The sequence below is a fragment of the Pseudomonas sp. GW821-FHT07B01 genome (genome assembly GCF_059419065.1).
On sequence record NZ_JBWKRA010000004.1, the window covers coordinates 255464 to 273192 of the forward strand.

Genomic DNA, 17729 nt, shown 5'->3' on the forward strand with positions numbered 1-17729 from the left:
CCACTGTATCCTGCGTCAAATTTTCCAGACAGGGAGGTTCCCCATGACCGCCAGCGCCCGGCACACCGCTTCCTACTACGCCGCCAGCAGCGTCCCGCAACCGGATTACCCGACGCTGACCGGTGAGGTGAACGCCGATGTCTGTGTGATCGGCGGGGGTTTCTCTGGGCTCAACACCGCCCTGGAATTGGCCGAGCGCGGCTTTCGCGTGGTGTTGCTGGAGGCGCGCAAAATCGGTTGGGGCGCCAGCGGGCGCAATGGCGGCCAGTTGATTCGCGGTGTCGGCCACGGGCTGGATCAGTTCACCCAGGTGATCGGCAGCGACGGCGTGCGCCAGATGAAGCTGATGGGCCTGGAAGCCGTGGAGATCGTGCGCGAGCGTGTGGAGCGCTTCCAGATCCCCTGTGACCTGACCTGGGGCTACTGCGACCTGGCCAACAAACCCCGCGACCTGCAGGGCCTGGCCGAGGATGCCGAAGAGCTGCGCAGCCTGGGTTACCGCCACGAAGTGCGCCTGTTGCAAGCCAGCGAGATGGGCACCGTAATCGGCTCTGATCGCTATGTAGGCGGCATGATCGATATGGGTTCCGGCCATCTGCACCCGCTGAACCTGGCACTGGGTGAGGCTGCCGTTGCCCAGCAGTTGGGCGTGGCGCTGTACGAGCAATCCCAAGTGACCCGTATCGACTATGGCCCTGAGGTCAAGGTGCACACCGCCCAAGGCACTGTGCGCGCCAAGACCCTGGTACTGGCCTGCAACGCCTACCTGAACGGGCTCAACCCGCAACTGAGCGGCAAGGTGTTGCCCGCCGGCAGCTACATCATTGCCACCGAGCCCTTGAGCGAGGCGCAAGCCACCAGTCTGTTACCGCAGAACATGGCCGTGTGTGACCAGCGTGTGACGGTGGATTACTTCCGCCTGTCCGCCGACCGTCGCCTGTTGTTCGGCGGCGCCTGCCACTACTCCGGTCGAGACCCCAAGGACATCGGCGCCTACATGCGGCCGAAGATGCTGCAGGTATTCCCCCAATTGGCAGACGTGAAAATCGACTACCAATGGGGCGGCATGATCGGCATCGGCGCCAACCGCCTGCCGCAGATTGGCCGCCTGGCCGATCAACCCAACGTGTATTACGCCCAGGCCTATGCCGGCCATGGCCTCAACGCCACGCACCTGGCGGGCAAGCTGTTGGCCGAGGCCATCAGCGGCCAGCAACAGGGGCGCTTCGATCTGTTCGCCCAGGTGCCACACATCACCTTCCCCGGCGGCAAACACCTGCGTTCGCCGTTGCTGGCCCTGGGGATGCTCTGGCACCGCCTCAAAGAACTGCTCTGATCAATCGCGCCAGAAGGGTTTCAAACCCTCACGGCGCGCCTGATCGGCGGTCAGCCCGATGTCGCGTAACTGCTCGCGGCTCAGGTCCAGCAGGGCCTTGCGCGTATGGCGACGGCGCCAGAACAGATTCCAGCGGCCAGGCGCCGAGGCAGTGATCACCTGCTCCTGCGCCACGTCCAGTTCCTGACTGCGTAACGCCAGCCGTACATCGCTCATGCCGCTCATTTGACTGCCCCTCATTGGCCTGTTGCCTTGAGTGATCAGCATGCGTGGGGGGCCAGAACCATTACAGATTCAGCCAACTTTTATTAAATACATACAGATGCTGCCTTTGCGTGGCTGAATCCTGTATTTTTCCCCTATCTGTACTGGTCCCTCGGGAGCGACCACCATGACCCTTTACGTCAACCTCGCCGAATTGCTCGGCACCCGTATTGAACAGGGCTTCTATCGTCCGGGCGATCGACTGCCCTCGGTGCGGGCCTTGAGTGTGGAACATGGGGTGAGCCTGAGCACCGTGCAGCAGGCGTATCGGTTGCTCGAAGACAACGGCCTGGCGATGCCCAAGCCCAAGTCGGGCTATTTTGTTCCGGTGGGCCGTGAACTGCCGGCACTGCCCGAGATAGGCCGCCCGGCCCAACGGCCAGTGGAAATCTCCCAGTGGGACCTGGTGCTGGAACTGATTCGTGCGGTGCCGCGCAAAGACGTCATACAGATGGGCCGAGGCATGCCGGATGTATTGTCGCCTACCTTGAAGCCGTTGCTGCGTAGCCTCGCCCGTGTCAGCCGGCGCCAAGACCTGCCGGGGCTGTATTACGACAATATCCTCGGCTGTATGGAACTGCGTGAGCAAATCGCCCGGCTGTCATTGGACTCCGGCTGCCAACTGAGCGCCGAAGACATCGTGATCACCACCGGCTGCCACGAAGCCCTCTCCGCCAGCATTCACGCCATTTGTGAGCCCGGCGATATCGTCGCGGTGGATTCGCCCAGCTTCCACGGTGCCATGCAGACCCTCAAGGGCCTGGGCATGAAAGCCCTGGAAATCCCCACCGACCCGCTCACCGGCATCAGCCTGGAGGCCCTGGAGCTGGCGCTGGAACAGTGGCCGATCAAAGTCATCCAGCTCACCCCAAACTGCAACAACCCCTTGGGCTACATCATGCCGGAAGCGCGCAAACGCGCCTTGCTGACCCTGGCCCAGCGCTTTGACGTGGCGATTATCGAAGACGATGTGTATGGCGAGCTGGCCTACAGCTACCCACGCCCGCGCACCATCAAATCCTTCGACGAAGACGGCCGTGTGCTGCTGTGCAGCTCGTTCTCCAAAACTCTGGCGCCCGGCCTGCGCATTGGTTGGGTCGCACCGGGACGCTATCTGGAGCGGGTGCTGCACATGAAATACATCAGCACCGGCTCTACGGCCACGCAGCCGCAGATTGCCATTGCCGAATTCCTCAAAGGCGGTCATTTCGAGCCTCATTTACGTAGGATGCGTACCCAATACCAGCGTAATCGCGACTTGATGCTCGATTGGGTCAGCCGTTATTTCCCCGCTGGCACGCGCGCCAGCCGGCCCCAAGGCAGCTTCATGCTATGGATTGAGCTGCCGGAGGGCTTCGACACCTTGAAGCTCAACCGCGTGCTGGTGGAACAAGGTGTACAGGTGGCGGTAGGCAGCATCTTCTCCGCCTCCGGCAAGTACCGTAACTGCTTGCGCATGAACTACGCTGCCAAGCCAACGACGCAGATTGAAGACGCCGTGCGCAAGGTAGGTGCCGCTGCACGCAAGATGCTGCAAGAGACGGCGGACTGACCTTTCCCGAGCAAATGCCGTCATATGCCACAACCGCCCTGACCTGGAAGCAGTTTCCTTGATGATTCGACGGCTTTTACCGTTTTGCCTGCTGGCCGCCCTGGCCCTGGGCGGCTGCGCCACGGTCGATACCCCGCGCATCCCCAGCGATGCCCTGCCGGCGAAGGACTCCTCGTTCGGTCGCTCGATCCAGGCCCAGGCCGCCCCCTACCAAGGACGCTCGGGCTTCCGCTTGCTGCCCAACAGCAGTGAAGCCTTCATGGCACGTGCCGAGTTGATCCGCAACGCCCAGACCAGCCTCGACTTGCAGTACTACATCGTGCACGACGGCATCAGCACACGCATGCTTGTGGACGAACTGCTCAAGGCCGCCGACCGCGGGGTGCGCGTACGCATTCTGCTGGACGACACCACCAGCGATGGCCTCGACCAGATCATCGCCACCCTCGCCGCCCATCCCAAGGTGCAGATACGCCTGTTCAACCCGCTGCACCTGGGGCGCAGCACCGGCGTTACACGCGCCATGGGCCGTGTATTCAACCTGTCACTGCAACACCGGCGCATGCATAACAAGCTGTGGCTGGCCGATAACAGCGTGGCCATCGTTGGCGGGCGCAACCTGGGCGACGAGTATTTCGACGCCGAACCCAACCTGAATTTCACCGACATCGACATGCTCAGCGTCGGGCCGGTAGCCGAGCAATTGGGTCACAGCTTCGACCAGTACTGGAACAGCGCCCTGAGCAAGCCTATCGATGACTTCGTCTCGAACAAACCCTCCAAGGTCGACCTCGCCGTCGCCCGCGGGCGCCTTGAAGCCTCCCTGGCTCAGTCCCGTCAGCAGAACCATGCGCTGTATAACCGCCTGCGCACGTACCAGACCCAGCCCCGCATGGACATCTGGCGCCGCGAGTTGATCTGGGCCTGGAACCAGGCGCTGTGGGACGCACCGAGCAAGGTACTGGCCAAGGCCGACCCCGACCCGCGACTGTTGCTGACCACTCAGCTGGCGCCAGAGCTGGCGGGTGTCAGCCATGAGCTGATCATGATTTCGGCTTACTTCGTACCGGGCCAACCTGGGCTGGCCTACCTCACAGGGCGTGCCGATGCGGGTGTTTCGGTGCGCCTGCTGACCAACGCCCTCGAAGCCACCGACGTACCGGCCGTGCACGGCGGTTATGCGCCGTATCGCAAGGCGCTGCTGGAGCACGGAGTAAAGCTCTATGAGCTGCGCCGGCAACCGGGCGACCCCAGCGCAAGCAGCGGCCCGCACCTGTTTCGGCATGGCAGTTGGCGCGGCTCGGACTCCAGCCTGCACAGCAAGGCGATGATTTTCGATCGAGAAAAGTCGTTTATCGGCTCATTCAATTTCGACCCGCGCTCAGTGCTGTGGAACACCGAAGTCGGCGTACTGGTGGACAGCCCCGAACTGGCCGAACACGTGCGCAACCTGGCGCTGGAAGGTATGGCGCCAGCGTTGAGCTATGAGGCCAAACTGCAGGACGGCCAAGTGGTGTGGGTGACAGAAGACAACGGCCAGATGCACACTCTGACGCGCGAACCGGGCAGTTGGTGGCGGCGGTTCAACGCCTGGTTCGCCACCAGTGTTGGCCTGGAACGCATGCTCTAAAACCCCTGCGGATCACCTGTGGGAGCCGGGCTTGCCCGCGATAGCGGTGTGCCAGACAACAAATCAGCTGGCTGACAAACCGTCATCGCAGGCAAGCCAGCTCCCACATTGGCCGCGTTTAAAGGTCAGGCCGGCTGCGTAGCGCCGAAAGCCCCCTGGCGCAGCAACAGCACCACCAACCCCAGCGCCCCGGCAGCCATCAACAGCGGCAGCGCATGCCCGCTGATCCACTGGCTGCCCGCTCCTGCCACCAGAGGCCCGATCAGGCAGCCAATGCCCCACAGCTGCGCCACGTGAGCGTTGGCACGCACCAACGCATCGTCGCGGTAGCGCTCGCCAATCAAAATCAGCGACAAGGTGAACAACCCGCCGGCACTGGCGCCGAACAGCACCCACACCGGCCAGATCAGCAAGGTGTGCATCAATAACGGCACCGCCAGGCTCGACGCCAGCAACAGCAGTGCACAGGCCAGAAACAGAGTGCGTCGCGGCAGGTAGTCGGCCAGCGCGCCAATGGGCAATTGCAGCAACGCATCGCCCACCACCACCGTGCTGACCATCGCCAAGGCGATCTCGGCAGTAAAACCCTGTTGCAGGCAGTACACCGGCAACAGCGTCAGGATCATCGCTTCAAACGCAGCAAACAACGCCACGGCCCAGGCAATCGCCGGCAGGCCTAGGCAAAAGCGCCACAGGTCGCCAAAGGTCACGCTGAACGAATCCGCCGTCGGCGCGCCGGTACGTCCCAGCAACAGCAGCGGCGCCAGCACCAAAAGGCCCGCGCCGACCCAGAAGCCGTAGTCATGGTCGGTGCCAATCAGGCCCAACAGCAACGGCCCCGACAGTTGGCTCAAGGCATAACTGCAGCCGTAGAGCGCCACCAGGCGGCCACGCCACTGCTCGACCACCAATTGGTTGATCCAGCTTTCACCCAGGATAAATACGATGGTCAGGATCACCCCGATCATCAGCCTGAGCACCAGCCACACCGGGTAGCTGGGCAGGATCGCCAGCAAGCCGATGGACACCGCACCGGCCCACAGGCACAGGCGCATCAGGTTGGCAGTGCCGAGCCAGGACGCCATGCGGCTGGAGATCTTGGCGCCCAGCAGTACGCCGAATGCCGGCATCGCCGCCATCACGCCAATGGCGAAACTGCCATAACCCCAACCTTCAAGACGCAGGGATACCAACGGCATGCTGACACCCAGGGCCAGGCCAACGCTGAGTACCGAGGCCAGCACGGCGAAATATGTCGCCCAACGCATTGCCACGCTCCTGTGGATAATTCTGCTTCGCAAAACGAACTGTAGGAGCGAGCTTATGTGGGAGCTGGCTTGCCTGCGATACAGACGCCTCGGTGTGTCAGCCACACCTCAGTGATGCTATCGCAGGCAAGCCAGTTCCCACACAGGCTCGCTCCTACAGGGGATCAGCAGTGTTGCTTAGAGCTTGATCCAGGTCGCCTTCAGCTCGGTGTACTTGTCGAATGCATGCAGCGACTTGTCGCGGCCATTACCCGACTGCTTGAAACCACCGAACGGTGCGGTCATGTCGCCGCCGTCGTACTGGTTAACCCACACGCTGCCGGCGCGCAGAGCCTTGGCCGTCAGGTGTGCCTTGGAGATATCCGCCGTCCACACCGCCGCAGCCAGGCCGTATTGGGTGTCGTTGGCGATGGCGATGGCTTCTTCGGCGCTGTCGAAAGTGATCACCGACAGGACCGGGCCAAAGATCTCTTCCTGGGCGATCTTCATGGCATTGGTCACGCCGTCGAAAATCGTCGGCTCGACGTAGGTGCCGCCGGACTCTTCCAGGGTGCGCTTGCCACCCGCGACCAGCTTGGCGCCGTCGGCGTGGCCGGCTTCAATGTACGAAAGCACGGTGTTCATCTGCTGCGTATCCACCAATGCACCCACAGTGGTGGCTGGGTCCAGTGGATTGCCGGGTTTCCAGCCCTTGAGGGCCTCGATCACCAGCGGCAGGAAGGTGTCTTTGATCGAACGCTCGACCAGCAGGCGCGAGCCGGCAGTGCAGACTTCGCCCTGGTTGAAGGCAATGGCGCTGGCGGCGGATTCGGCCGCCGCTTGCAGGTTCGGCGCGTCGGCAAACACGATGTTCGGGCTCTTGCCACCGGCTTCCAGCCATACACGCTTCATGTTCGACTCGCCGGAGCGGATCAACAGTTGCTTGGCGATCTTGGTGGAGCCCGTGAACACCAGGGTATCGACGTCCATGTGCACCGCCAGGGCGTTACCCACGGTGTGGCCATAGCCAGGCAGCACGTTGAACACGCCTTTTGGAATACCAGCCTCAACGGCCAACGCGGCGATGCGGATGGCGGTGAGCGGGGATTTTTCGGACGGCTTCAGGATGACAGAGTTGCCGGTGGACAGCGCCGGGCCGAGTTTCCAGCACGCCATCATCAACGGGAAGTTCCACGGCACGATGGCGCCAACAACACCGACGGGCTCGCGGGTTACCAGGCCCAGTTGATCATGGGGCGTGGCGGCGACTTCGTCGTAGATCTTGTCGATCGCCTCGCCGCTCCAGCTCAGGGCTTGCGCCGCGCCGGGGACGTCGATGTTCAGGGAATCGCTGATGGGCTTGCCCATATCCAGGGTTTCAAGCAGCGCCAGCTCTTCGGCGCTAGCCTTGAGCAGCGCGGCGAAACGGATCATGACGGACTTGCGCTTGGCCGGTGCCAGGCGCGACCACACGCCGGAATTGAAAGTGGCACGCGCATTTTCCACGGCGCGCTGGGCATCGCTGGCATCACAGCTGGCGACAGTGGCCAGCAAGCGCCCATCCACCGGGCTGATGCATTCGAAGGTGTCACCGGAAACGGCGGCGGTGTATTCGCCATTGATATAGGCGCGGCCTTCGATCTTCAGAGCCTTGGCGCGTTGTTCCCAGTCGGCACGGGTCAGGGTGGTCATGCGAGTGTCCTCCTCTTATTGAATACAAGGGCCTGGGAGGTTTATCCCGGCGCCATCACGAATGCTTGCCCGGCCAGCCTGCTGTTCGGCTCAAGGCAGCTGCCACCCTAAACCAGCGGCTGGGGATGTTTCAATATATTTGACAGAACGGCGGCAAACGCCCTTGCGATGTTCATTTTAATAAACATAGACTTTGGGCTCTCTAACCGCAGGCCAGACGGGAAATGCACATGAGCATCCAGGACATCGTCGATTTCAGCCAAGCCAACACCGCCCCCGAACGCTACCGCCCTGCCGCCGAGAAAATCCTCAAGGGCGATCCCGAGCAGACACTCTACAACCACTACAACAGCCCATGCGGCCAGATGAACGCCGGCGTCTGGGAAGGTGAAGTGGGCCAGTGGAAGGTCAATTACACCGAGCATGAGTACTGCGAGATCGTGCAAGGCGTGTCGGTGTTGCGCGATGCTGAGGGGAATGCCAAGACACTGCGGGCCGGCGACCGCTTTGTGATCCCTGCCGGTTTCAGCGGTACCTGGGAAGTGCTGGAAGCGTGCCGCAAGATCTACGTGGTGTTTGAAGAGAAAGCCTGATCATTGATTGATCGGCAACGGGACGCTAAGCGTCCGAGACGGCATTCCCACGCAGAGCGTGGGAACGATCAGCAGAGCGTGGGAACGATCAGGCAAAAAAAAGCCCGCATCGTGAGATACGGGCTTTTTTTCACAAGGAAGAAAATCAATTACTTGATTTTGCCTTCTTTGTAGATCACGTGCTTGCGAACGCGCGGGTCGAACATTTTCTTTTCGAGCTTGTCCGGGGTAGTACGCTTGTTCTTGTCGGTAGTGTAGAAGTGACCAGTACCGGCGCTAGAGATCATTCGAATCAATTCACGCATGATAGAGCTCCTTAGATCTTGCCAGCGGCGCGGATTTCGGCCAGCACGACAGTGATGCCACGCTTGTCGATAATACGCATGCCTTTAGCAGATACACGCAGGCGAACAAAACGTTTCTCTTCTTCAACCCAGAAGCGGTGATGCTGCAGGTTCGGCAGGAAACGACGACGGGTTTTGTTATTTGCGTGGGAAATGTTATTCCCAGTCACCGGACCCTTACCGGTAACTTGACAGACTCTCGACATGCCTCAGCCCTCTAAAACCACATGCCCAACCCGGCATGGGTTGGCCGCTTAATCTCTCAGTCATTTGGCGCCAGGCGCCGCGTTTCTTTAGGGTCTTACCGGCTACACCTACAGTGAAGGAACCGGGCCCCTAGAAAAGAGCGCTGCTTTATACCAGAAAGACCCCAGTGCAACAACAACCTGTGTACTTTTAGCAGCGTAAATCTTGGCCACAAGTGCCTGAACCGCCGCCAGGAGGGGCCGCTGTAACAGCCGACCGCTCGTCGCACAGAATGATTTACAACGCCTGCGGTCACAGGGAAGTGCACGGCGAAACACGCTGAGGCGCCATCAAAACAGCATTTTGGCCAAAAGCACAGGCAAAAATGGGCTAGTCATTTATCAATCAGACCTCTACGGTAGGCTTTTTCCAGACTGCACTCGCAGATGGGCCTTCGATCTGCACAGGAAACCGAATATGCGCCTCGCTGCCCTACCGCTATTGCTTACCCCTCTCTTTATTGCGCCGATGGCCGTTGCGGCCACCAACTTGAGCGTATGCACCGAGGCCAGCCCCGAAGGGTTCGATGTGGTGCAGTACAACTCACTGACCACCACCAACGCCTCGGCCGACGTGCTGATGAACCGTTTAGTGGAATTCGACGCGGCCAGTGGCAGGTTGGTACCGAGCCTTGCAGATAGCTGGGAAGTGTCGCCCGATGGGCTGACGTACACCTTCAAACTGCACCCCGATGTGAAATTCCATCGCACCAGTTATTTCAGCCCAAGCCGCACCCTGACGGCCGAAGATGTACGCTTCAGCTTCGAGCGCATGCTCGACCCGGCCAACCCGTGGCACAAGATCGCCCAGAGCGGCTTTCCTCACGCCCAATCCCTGCAATTGCCGGCACTGGTGAAGAAAATCGACGCCCTTGACCCACTGACCGTGCGCTTCACCCTCGACCATGCCGATTCCACCTTCCTCCCAGCACTGAGCATGGGCTTTGCCTCGATCTATCCGGCTGAATATGCCGATAAATTGCTCAAGGCCGGCACACCCGAGAAGCTCAACAGCCAGCCAATCGGCACCGGCCCGTTTGTGTTCGTGCGTTTCCAGAAAGATGCCGTGGTGCGTTACAAGGCCAACCCGGACTACTTCGCCGGCAAACCGGCGGTGGATAATCTGATTTTCGCCATCACCCCGGACGCCAACGTACGCCTGCAGAAGCTGCACCGCGATGAATGCCAGATCGCCCTGTCACCCAAGCCCCTGGATGTGGGCGAGGCCGAAAAAGACGCGGCGCTGAAGGTGGAAAAAACCGCCGCCTTCATGACCGCGTTCGTCGCCATCAACAGCCAGCACCCACCGCTGGACAAGCCCGAAGTGCGCCAGGCGATCAACCTGGCCTTTGATAAGGGCAGCTACCTCAAGGCCGTGTTCGAAGGCACCGCCGAAGCGGCCAACGGTGTCTACCCGCCGAACACCTGGAGCTATGCCAAAGAGTTGCCAGGCTACCCGCAGGACCTCGCCAAAGCCAAGGCGTTGCTGGGCCGCGCCGGGCTCAAGGACGGCTTCAAGACCACAATATGGACCCGCCCTACGGGCAGCCTGCTGAACCCCAACCCGAACCTCGGCGCCCAACTGTTGCAGGCCGACCTGGCCAAGGTTGGCATCCAGGCCGAGATTCGCGTGATCGAATGGGGCGAGTTGATCCGCCGCGCCAAGGCCGGCGAGCACGACTTGCTGTTCATGGGCTGGGCCGGCGACAACGGCGACCCGGATAACTTCCTGACGCCGCAGTTCTCATGCGCAGCGGTGAAGTCCGGCACCAACTTTGCCCGCTATTGCGACCCCACCCTGGATAAGTTGATCAGCGCGGGCAAAACCACCAGTGAGCAAGGTGTGCGCAGCAAGCTGTATCAGCAGGCCCAGGCGCAGATCCAGCAACAGGCGCTGTGGCTGCCACTAGCGCATCCGACGGCGTTTGCCTTGACCCGCAAGAACATCCAGGGGTACCTGGTAAGCCCGTTCGGGCGCCAGGACTATTCGAAAGTCAGCCTCAAGCCCTAAGGCACACTCCCACCTGTAGGAGCGAACTTGCTCGCTCCTACAGAGGCAGGACCGTTACAGCCAACCGTATTCAGCCATCGACAGCGGGTCGCCATCGCCCACGATGATATGGTCCAGCACCCGCACATCCACCACGTCCAACGCCTTTTGCAGCAGCTTGGTCAATTTTCGATCAGCCGCGCTGGGCTCCGCGCTCCCCGACGGGTGGTTGTGGCACAGGATCAACGCCGCCGCGTTGTACGCCAAGGCGCGCTTGACCACTTGTCGCGGATAGACAATCGCAGCGTCGATGGTGCCCTGGGAAATGACCTCGAACCCCAGCACCCGATGCTTGGAATCCAGAAACAGGCAGCCGAATATCTCATGGGGCTCATGGCGCAGCAGCGCCTTGAGGTACTCGCGCACGGCCAACGGGCTCTCCAGCACCGAGTCAGCCCGCAAGCGCTCAGCCAAGTGGCGCCGGGACATTTCCAGCACCGCCTGCAGTTGGGCAAACTTCGCCGGCCCCAGCCCCAGATGCTGGCTGAACAACGTCTGGCTGGCCTCCAGTAACGGGCGCAGGCCACCGAATTGCGCCAACAGATGGCGCGCCAGATCCACCGCACTTCGGCCGGCCACCCCCGTACGCAGGAAGATCGCCAACAGCTCGGCATCGGACAGGCTCGCCGCGCCGCCTTCCAATAACTTCTCCCGTGGACGCTCTGCCACGGGCCAATCACGAATACTCATCCCACCTCCCTATATCTGCTCCGCTGTTGCCCGGCGGGCGCTGTGTTATCGTAGGGCCCTCTTTTTTGCCTGCGATTTCACCTGGGGAGGGGGCATCGCAGGTGTCATTGAACTGGCATCACTGAACTGGAAAGGCAAACCAATGCAGCGTCTGTATCGGAAACGCATCGTTCTCGGCGTCGGCGGCGGCATTGCCGCCTACAAGAGCGCAGAGTTGGTTCGCAGGCTCCTGGACCAGGGCGCCGAAGTGCGCGTGGTCATGACCCGTGGTGGCAGTGAGTTCATCACCCCGCTGACCATGCAAGCCCTGTCCGGCCACCCGGTTCACCTCGACCTGCTGGACCCGGCCGCAGAAGCCGCCATGGGCCATATCGAACTGGCCAAATGGGCCGACCTGGTGCTGATAGCCCCGGCCACTGCCGACCTGATCGCCCGCCTGGCCCAGGGCATTGCCGATGACCTGCTCACCACCCTGGTATTGGCCACCGACGCCACCGTCGCTATAGCACCGGCCATGAACCAGGCCATGTGGCGCGATCCGGCCACCCAGGCCAATACCCAACTCCTGCAAACCCGCGGCCTCAAGGTGTTCGGCCCGGCTTCCGGCAGCCAGGCCTGCGGCGACGTCGGCCTGGGCCGCATGCTCGAAGCCACGGACCTGGCGCAGTGCGCCGCCGAGTGCTTCCAGCATCTGGCCCTGACCGGCAAGCACGTGCTGATCACCGCCGGCCCGACCCAGGAAAACATCGACCCGGTGCGCTACATCACCAACCATAGCTCAGGAAAAATGGGCTTCGCGTTGGCAGAAGCTGCGGTCGAGGCAGGCGCACGGGTCACACTGATCACAGGTCCCGTGCATCTGCCGACCCCTGATCGCGTCACGCGGATCGACGTAGTCAGCGCCCGGGACATGTTGGCGGCCTGCGAAGCCGCCATTCCCTGCGACCTGTTTATCGCCTCGGCAGCGGTTGCGGATTACCGCCCGGAGGTCGTGGCCCCGCAGAAGCTCAAGAAAGACCCTACGAGCGGCGACGGCCTGCTCCTGCAAATGGTGCGTAACCCGGACATCCTGGCCACCATCGCTACCCGTGCGGACCGTCCGTTCAGCGTCGGTTTCGCTGCCGAGACCGAGCACCTGCTGGACTACGCCGCACGCAAACTGAAAGACAAAAACCTCGACCTGATCGTTGCCAATGATGTCGCCAACCCGAGCATCGGCTTCAACAGCGAGGAAAATGCGTGCAGCGTGATCGACCGCGAACTGCACGCCACCCTTTTCGCCCAGACCAGCAAGGGCAAGATTGCCCGCCAACTGATCTCTTTTATCGCCCAACGGCTGAACCAGGTTTAATGTCCATGCACGCTTTGCAAGCCAAGATTCTCGACCCACGCCTCGGCAACGACTTTCCCCTGCCGGCCTACGCCACACCGGGCTCCGCCGGCCTGGACCTGCGCGCCATGCTCAAGGAAGACACCGTCCTTGAGCCGGGCCAAACCATCCTGATTCCCACTGGCCTGTCGATCTATGTCGGCGATCCTGGCTTGGCGGCGCTGATCCTGCCGCGCTCCGGCCTGGGCCATAAACATGGCATCGTGCTAGGCAACCTGGTCGGCCTGATCGATTCCGACTACCAGGGCGAGTTGATGGTGTCGTGCTGGAACCGTGGCCAGACTGCTTTCAACATCGCCGTCGGCGAGCGCATTGCCCAGTTGGTATTGGTGCCGGTGGTGCAGGCGCATTTCGAATTGGTACAGGAATTCGACGAAACCCAACGTGGTGCAGGCGGTTTTGGGCATTCCGGCAGTCACTGACTAAGCTGAACGTGGCCGGGCGCAATCGTCCGGCCACGCACCGCCGCCCGGCCTTTCAGGATAAAGAATGCGCGGAAATGATCATCGAGATTTCTATAGTGAAATCAAAGGATTACGTAAAAATAATGCCGAGGCCGAAGCGCCGATGGCATTTTTACACCACGAACTCTCTGCCGAAAACGCCGTCATACCCTTCAGTTTGAGCCTGCCGGCCAGCCACATCAGGCCCGCCTTGCCCCCCTTCAGATGGAGTTTCCCCCGTGATGAGTACCGCAGCCCGCGTAGCCCCGACCTTTCCCGACAGCATTTTTCGCGCCTATGACATCCGTGGTGTGGTCCCCAAGACCCTGACCGCCGAAACCGCCTACTGGATCGGCCGCGCTATCGGCTCCCAGAGTCTGGCCCAAGGCGAACCCAACGTCTCGGTAGGCCGTGACGGCCGCTTGTCTGGCCCGGAGTTGGTCGAGCAACTGATCCAGGGCCTGGCTGACAGCGGCTGCCATGTCAGCGACGTCGGCCTGGTGCCAACCCCCGCGCTGTACTACGCCGCCAACGTACTGGCGGGCAAATCCGGGGTCATGCTCACCGGCAGCCACAATCCGTCGGATTACAACGGCTTCAAGATCGTCATCGCTGGCGACACCCTCGCCAATGAACAGATCCAGGCCCTGCACACCCGCCTGAAGACCAACGACTTGACCAGCGGCACCGGCAGCATCACCAAGGTCGATATCCTCCAGCGCTACTCCGATGAAATCACTCGCGACGTCAAGCTCGCCCGCCGCTTGAAAGTCGTGGTGGACTGCGGCAACGGCGCAGCGGGTGTGATTGCCCCGCAATTGCTCGAAGCCCTGAACTGCGAAGTGATCCCCCTGTTCTGCGAAGTGGACGGCAACTTCCCCAACCATCACCCGGACCCAGGCAAGCCGGAAAACCTGGTAGACCTGATTGCCAAGGTCAAGGAAGTGGGCGCCGACGTCGGCTTGGCCTTCGATGGCGACGGCGACCGTGTGGGCGTGGTGACCGAAACCGGCGAGATCGTGTTCCCGGACCGCCTGTTGATGCTGTTTGCTCGAGACGTGGTTGCGCGCAATGCCAACGCCGAGATCATCTTCGATGTGAAATGCACTCGTCGCCTGACGCCATTGATCAAGGAATACGGTGGTCGCCCGCTAATGTGGAAGACCGGTCACTCGTTGATCAAAAAGAAAATGAAGGAAACCGGCGCGCTGTTGGCCGGTGAAATGAGCGGTCACGTGTTCTTCAAAGAACGTTGGTTCGGGTTTGACGATGGTATCTACAGTGCCGCTCGCCTGCTGGAGATCCTCAGCAAGGAGAAATCCACGGCCGAAGAGCTGTTTCAGACCTTCCCGAATGATATTTCTACGCCAGAGATCAATATCCATGTGACCGAGGAGAGCAAATTCAGCATCATTGACGCATTGCACGATGCGCAATGGGGTGAAGGCGCCAACCTGACCACCATTGATGGTGTGCGAGTCGATTACGCCAAAGGCTGGGGCCTGGTTCGCGCGTCCAACACCACACCGGTGCTGGTCCTGCGTTTCGAGGCGGATACCGAGGCTGAGTTGCAGCGCATCAAGGACGTGTTCCACGCCCAGCTGAAACGTGTTGCCCCTGATCTCCAATTACCGTTCTGATTTTTGCCCGGAGCCCTGAATGACCCTCGAACGCGAAGCCGCTGCCAACACCGCCAAGGTCCTGTCCGAAGCGTTGCCTTACATTCGACGCTACGTCGGCAAGACGCTGGTGATCAAGTACGGCGGCAATGCCATGGAAAGCGATGAGCTGAAAACCGGCTTTGCGCGCGACATCGTGCTGATGAAGGCCGTAGGGATCAACCCCGTGGTCGTCCACGGCGGCGGCCCGCAAATCGGCGACCTGCTCAAGCGGTTGTCCATCGAGAGTCACTTCATCGATGGCATGCGCGTCACTGACGCGCAAACCATGGACGTGGTGGAGATGGTCCTCGGCGGCCAGGTCAACAAAGACATCGTCAACCTGATCAACCGCCACGGCGGCAGCGCCATCGGCCTGACCGGCAAGGATGCGGAACTGATCCGCGCCAAGAAACTGACCGTGACCCGCAAGACGCCGGAGATGACCCAGCCGGAAATCATCGACATCGGCCAGGTGGGCGAAGTCATCGGCATCAACACCGATTTGCTCAACCTGCTGGTCAAGGGCGACTTCATCCCGGTAATTGCGCCGATCGGCGTGGGTGCTAATGGCGAGTCCTATAACATCAACGCCGATCTGGTAGCCGGTAAGGTGGCGGAAGCACTGAAGGCTGAAAAGCTGATGCTGCTGACCAACATCGCCGGCTTGATGGACAAGGAAGGCAAGGTACTGACCGGCTTGACTACCCAGCAGGTAGACGACCTGATCGCCGACGGCACTATCTACGGCGGCATGTTGCCGAAGATCCGTTGCGCACTGGAAGCCGTGCAGGGCGGCGTCGGCAGCTCGCTGATCCTGGATGGCCGCGTGCCAAATGCAATCCTGTTGGAAATCTTCACCGATACTGGTGTGGGTACGCTGATCAGTAACCGCAAGCGTCCTTGATCGCTGCAAAGCAAAAGGCCCCGCTCAATTGAATTGAGCGGGGCCTTTGTTTGTACACAGTTCAAATGTGGGAGCTGGCTTGCCTGCGATGACGGCAGTACATGCAAAAATGCACCGCCTGACACACCGCTATCGCGGGCAAGCCCGCTCCCACAGGATTCAGTGTCAGACGCCGAACTGCTCGCGGTAGGCACGCACCGCCGGCAAATGCTGCTTGAGCTGCGAGTCATCTTCCAGGAACTGCAACACCTGGTTCAACGACACGATGCTCACCACCGGAATGCCGAAGTCACGCTCCACTTCCTGGATCGCCGACAACTCACCGTTGCCACGCTCCTGGCGGTTCAAGGCGATCAGCACACCGGCAGCCTTGGCGCCGTCCTGGGAAGCGATGATCTGCATCACTTCACGGATAGCAGTACCCGCGGTGATCACGTCATCGATGATCAGCACATCGCCGGTCAATGGCGCGCCGACCAGGCTGCCACCTTCACCATGGGCCTTGGCTTCCTTACGGTTGAAGCACCACGGCAAGTCCTGCCCGTGATGCTCCGCCAGGGCTACCGCCGTAGCCGCTGCCAGGGGAATACCCTTGTAGGCCGGGCCAAAGAGTACGTCGAAGGAAATACCGCTCTCAACGATGGCTGCCGCATAGAAACGGCCCAGCTGAGCCAGGGCCGAACCTGAGTTGAACAGGCCCGCATTGAAGAAGTACGGGCTGGTGCGCCCGGACTTGAGGGTGAACTCACCGAAGCGTAAAACGCCGCGATCGATGGCAAAACGAATGAAATCGCGCTGATACGCCTGCATGAAAAAAGCCTCAGATACCACGGATTTAGCTAATTGGGTGGACGGCGTGTATCATACACGCACGCGATTTTTGGGGCCATTTATGCGGATCATCAGTGTGAACGTTAATGGTATTCAGGCTGCAGTCGAGCGTGGTTTGCTCAGTTGGCTGCAAGCACAGAATGCCGACGTCATCTGCCTGCAGGACACCCGTGCCTCCGCCTTTGAACTGGACGACCCAGCCTTCCAACTGGATGGCTACTTCCTTTATGCCTGCGATGCCGAAGTGCCCACCCAAGGTGGCGTGGCTTTGTACTCGCGGTTGCAACCCAAGGCGGTCATCAGCGGCCTCGGCTTCGAGACAGCCGACCGCTACGGGCGTTACCTGCAAGCCGATTTCGACAAGGTCAGCATCGCGACCTTGCTGCTTCCTTCCGGGCAGAACGGCGATGAAGACTTGAACCAGAAATTCAAGCTAATGGACGATTTCGCCCGTTACCTGGATAAACAGCGACGCAAACGTCGCGAGTACATTTATTGTGGCTCGCTGTACGTGGCGCAACAGAAGCTGGATATCAAGAACTGGCGCGACAGCCAGCAATCCCCAGGCTTCCTGGCGCCGGAACGCGCCTGGATGGACGAGATTGTCGGCAACATGGGCTATGTCGATGCCCTGCGCGAAGTCAGCCGCGAAGGCGACCAGTACAGCTGGTGGCCAGATAACGAACAGGCTGAGATGCTCAACCTGGGCTGGCGTTTCGACTACCAGCTACTGACCCCAGGCCTGCGCCGGTTCGTGCGCAGTGCACGCCTGCCGCGCCAGCCGCGCTTCTCGCAGCACGCGCCGCTGATCGTGGACTACGACTGGACATTGACCATCTGAGGTCTTTTTTTTCCAG

The 17729-nt window shown here is 60.9% G+C and carries 16 protein-coding genes and 1 pseudogene; 10 read left to right on the top strand and 7 right to left on the bottom strand.

Annotated features, from left to right (window positions below; all coding sequences use genetic code 11):
* The first annotated feature begins 43 nt into the window (after positions 1-43).
* Positions 44-1336 carry an NAD(P)/FAD-dependent oxidoreductase gene (locus AC07S6_RS07010; RefSeq protein ID WP_103452384.1) on the top strand — a complete coding sequence of 431 codons (1293 nt, stop codon included), beginning with the start codon at positions 44-46 and terminating at the stop codon, positions 1334-1336.
* On the opposite strand, the gene AC07S6_RS07015 is transcribed toward AC07S6_RS07010, so the two are convergent.
* Complete coding sequence (locus AC07S6_RS07015) at positions 1337-1561, bottom strand: DUF1127 domain-containing protein (protein ID WP_054896024.1); 225 nt, start codon at positions 1559-1561, stop codon at positions 1337-1339.
* Between the two features lie 166 nt (positions 1562-1727).
* Here AC07S6_RS07015 and AC07S6_RS07020 point away from each other — a divergent pair, with 166 nt between their 5' ends.
* Both AC07S6_RS07020 and AC07S6_RS07025 read left to right on the top strand, forming a co-directional pair.
* The gene (locus AC07S6_RS07020) at positions 1728-3152 is read left to right on the top strand and encodes an aminotransferase-like domain-containing protein (protein ID WP_495111968.1); all 1425 of its coding nucleotides are present in this window, start codon (positions 1728-1730) and stop codon (positions 3150-3152) included.
* A gap of 61 nt (positions 3153-3213) precedes the next feature.
* Positions 3214-4782 carry a phospholipase D family protein gene (locus tag AC07S6_RS07025; protein WP_495111969.1) on the top strand — a complete coding sequence of 523 codons (1569 nt, stop codon included), beginning with the start codon at positions 3214-3216 and terminating at the stop codon, positions 4780-4782.
* 125 nt (positions 4783-4907) lie between these two features.
* Here AC07S6_RS07025 and AC07S6_RS07030 read toward each other — a convergent pair whose 3' ends face one another.
* A complete protein-coding gene (locus tag AC07S6_RS07030; RefSeq protein WP_072435241.1) occupies positions 4908-6050 on the bottom strand; it encodes an MFS transporter in 1143 nt (380 codons plus the stop codon).
* Between the two features lie 177 nt (positions 6051-6227).
* Positions 6228-7721: an aldehyde dehydrogenase gene (locus AC07S6_RS07035; RefSeq protein WP_495111970.1), complete on the bottom strand. Its 1494-nt coding sequence runs from the start codon at positions 7719-7721 to the stop codon at positions 6228-6230.
* A 230-nt stretch (positions 7722-7951) separates the two neighbouring features.
* Between AC07S6_RS07035 and AC07S6_RS07040 the strand changes: the two genes are divergently transcribed.
* A complete protein-coding gene (locus AC07S6_RS07040) occupies positions 7952-8314 on the top strand; it encodes a cupin domain-containing protein (protein ID WP_014720478.1) in 363 nt (120 codons plus the stop codon).
* Between the two features lie 149 nt (positions 8315-8463).
* Here the strand turns inward: AC07S6_RS07040 and rpmG are convergent, their stop codons facing one another.
* The gene (gene rpmG / locus AC07S6_RS07045) at positions 8464-8619 is read right to left on the bottom strand and encodes a 50S ribosomal protein L33 (protein WP_003176906.1); all 156 of its coding nucleotides are present in this window, start codon (positions 8617-8619) and stop codon (positions 8464-8466) included.
* Between the two features lie 11 nt (positions 8620-8630).
* Positions 8631-8864 (bottom strand): 50S ribosomal protein L28, encoded by a 234-nt coding sequence (gene rpmB / locus AC07S6_RS07050; RefSeq protein WP_003176907.1) that lies wholly within the window; start codon positions 8862-8864, stop codon positions 8631-8633.
* 457 nt (positions 8865-9321) lie between these two features.
* Between rpmB and AC07S6_RS07055 the strand changes: the two genes are divergently transcribed.
* On the top strand, positions 9322-10914 hold the full coding sequence (locus AC07S6_RS07055) for an ABC transporter substrate-binding protein (RefSeq protein ID WP_495111971.1): 1593 nt from the start codon (positions 9322-9324) through the stop codon (positions 10912-10914).
* Positions 10915-10968: 54 nt separating this feature from the next.
* On the opposite strand, the gene radC is transcribed toward AC07S6_RS07055, so the two are convergent.
* Positions 10969-11643 (bottom strand): RadC family protein, encoded by a 675-nt coding sequence (radC, locus tag AC07S6_RS07060; RefSeq protein WP_014720480.1) that lies wholly within the window; start codon positions 11641-11643, stop codon positions 10969-10971.
* A 142-nt stretch (positions 11644-11785) separates the two neighbouring features.
* Between radC and coaBC the strand changes: the two genes are divergently transcribed.
* The 4 genes and pseudogenes from coaBC to argB all read left to right on the top strand — a co-directional run bounded on the left by coaBC (position 11786) and on the right by argB (position 16041).
* Positions 11786-12994, top strand: a complete 1209-nt coding sequence (gene coaBC / locus AC07S6_RS07065) for a bifunctional phosphopantothenoylcysteine decarboxylase/phosphopantothenate--cysteine ligase CoaBC (RefSeq protein ID WP_054919730.1) — start codon at positions 11786-11788, stop codon at positions 12992-12994.
* 5 nt (positions 12995-12999) lie between these two features.
* Positions 13000-13455 carry a dUTP diphosphatase gene (gene dut, locus AC07S6_RS07070; protein WP_495111972.1) on the top strand — a complete coding sequence of 152 codons (456 nt, stop codon included), beginning with the start codon at positions 13000-13002 and terminating at the stop codon, positions 13453-13455.
* A 254-nt stretch (positions 13456-13709) separates the two neighbouring features.
* A pseudogene (locus tag AC07S6_RS07075) lies at positions 13710-15116 on the top strand (phosphomannomutase/phosphoglucomutase); the annotation flags it as partial.
* Positions 15117-15135: 19 nt separating this feature from the next.
* Positions 15136-16041 (top strand): acetylglutamate kinase, encoded by a 906-nt coding sequence (gene argB / locus AC07S6_RS07080; protein WP_003213275.1) that lies wholly within the window; start codon positions 15136-15138, stop codon positions 16039-16041.
* A gap of 165 nt (positions 16042-16206) precedes the next feature.
* Here the strand turns inward: argB and pyrE are convergent, their stop codons facing one another.
* Complete coding sequence (gene pyrE, locus AC07S6_RS07085) at positions 16207-16851, bottom strand: orotate phosphoribosyltransferase (protein ID WP_057975296.1); 645 nt, start codon at positions 16849-16851, stop codon at positions 16207-16209.
* 82 nt (positions 16852-16933) lie between these two features.
* Here pyrE and crc point away from each other — a divergent pair, with 82 nt between their 5' ends.
* Positions 16934-17713, top strand: a complete 780-nt coding sequence (gene crc, locus AC07S6_RS07090; RefSeq protein ID WP_003195493.1) for a catabolite repression control protein Crc — start codon at positions 16934-16936, stop codon at positions 17711-17713.
* Positions 17714-17729 lie beyond the last annotated feature (16 nt).

What these genes read in the sequence shown, in the direction of transcription:
- pyrE (WP_057975296.1), bottom strand. Translation starts at nt 16,851, where the DNA reads ATGCAGGCGTATCAGCGCGATTTCATTCGTTTTGCCATCGATCGCGGC.
- argB (WP_003213275.1), top strand. Translation starts at nt 15,136, where the DNA reads ATGACCCTCGAACGCGAAGCCGCTGCCAACACCGCCAAGGTCCTGTCC.
- dut (WP_495111972.1), top strand. Translation starts at nt 13,000, where the DNA reads ATGCACGCTTTGCAAGCCAAGATTCTCGACCCACGCCTCGGCAACGAC.
- AC07S6_RS07035 (WP_495111970.1), bottom strand. Translation starts at nt 7,721, where the DNA reads ATGACCACCCTGACCCGTGCCGACTGGGAACAACGCGCCAAGGCTCTG.
- AC07S6_RS07015 (WP_054896024.1), bottom strand. Translation starts at nt 1,561, where the DNA reads ATGAGCGGCATGAGCGATGTACGGCTGGCGTTACGCAGTCAGGAACTG.
- coaBC (WP_054919730.1), top strand. Translation starts at nt 11,786, where the DNA reads ATGCAGCGTCTGTATCGGAAACGCATCGTTCTCGGCGTCGGCGGCGGC.
- AC07S6_RS07040 (WP_014720478.1), top strand. Translation starts at nt 7,952, where the DNA reads ATGAGCATCCAGGACATCGTCGATTTCAGCCAAGCCAACACCGCCCCC.
- AC07S6_RS07010 (WP_103452384.1), top strand. Translation starts at nt 44, where the DNA reads ATGACCGCCAGCGCCCGGCACACCGCTTCCTACTACGCCGCCAGCAGC.
- radC (WP_014720480.1), bottom strand. Translation starts at nt 11,643, where the DNA reads ATGAGTATTCGTGATTGGCCCGTGGCAGAGCGTCCACGGGAGAAGTTA.
- AC07S6_RS07030 (WP_072435241.1), bottom strand. Translation starts at nt 6,050, where the DNA reads ATGCGTTGGGCGACATATTTCGCCGTGCTGGCCTCGGTACTCAGCGTT.
- AC07S6_RS07055 (WP_495111971.1), top strand. Translation starts at nt 9,322, where the DNA reads ATGCGCCTCGCTGCCCTACCGCTATTGCTTACCCCTCTCTTTATTGCG.
- rpmG (WP_003176906.1), bottom strand. Translation starts at nt 8,619, where the DNA reads ATGCGTGAATTGATTCGAATGATCTCTAGCGCCGGTACTGGTCACTTC.
- AC07S6_RS07020 (WP_495111968.1), top strand. Translation starts at nt 1,728, where the DNA reads ATGACCCTTTACGTCAACCTCGCCGAATTGCTCGGCACCCGTATTGAA.
- AC07S6_RS07025 (WP_495111969.1), top strand. Translation starts at nt 3,214, where the DNA reads ATGATTCGACGGCTTTTACCGTTTTGCCTGCTGGCCGCCCTGGCCCTG.
- rpmB (WP_003176907.1), bottom strand. Translation starts at nt 8,864, where the DNA reads ATGTCGAGAGTCTGTCAAGTTACCGGTAAGGGTCCGGTGACTGGGAAT.
- crc (WP_003195493.1), top strand. Translation starts at nt 16,934, where the DNA reads ATGCGGATCATCAGTGTGAACGTTAATGGTATTCAGGCTGCAGTCGAG.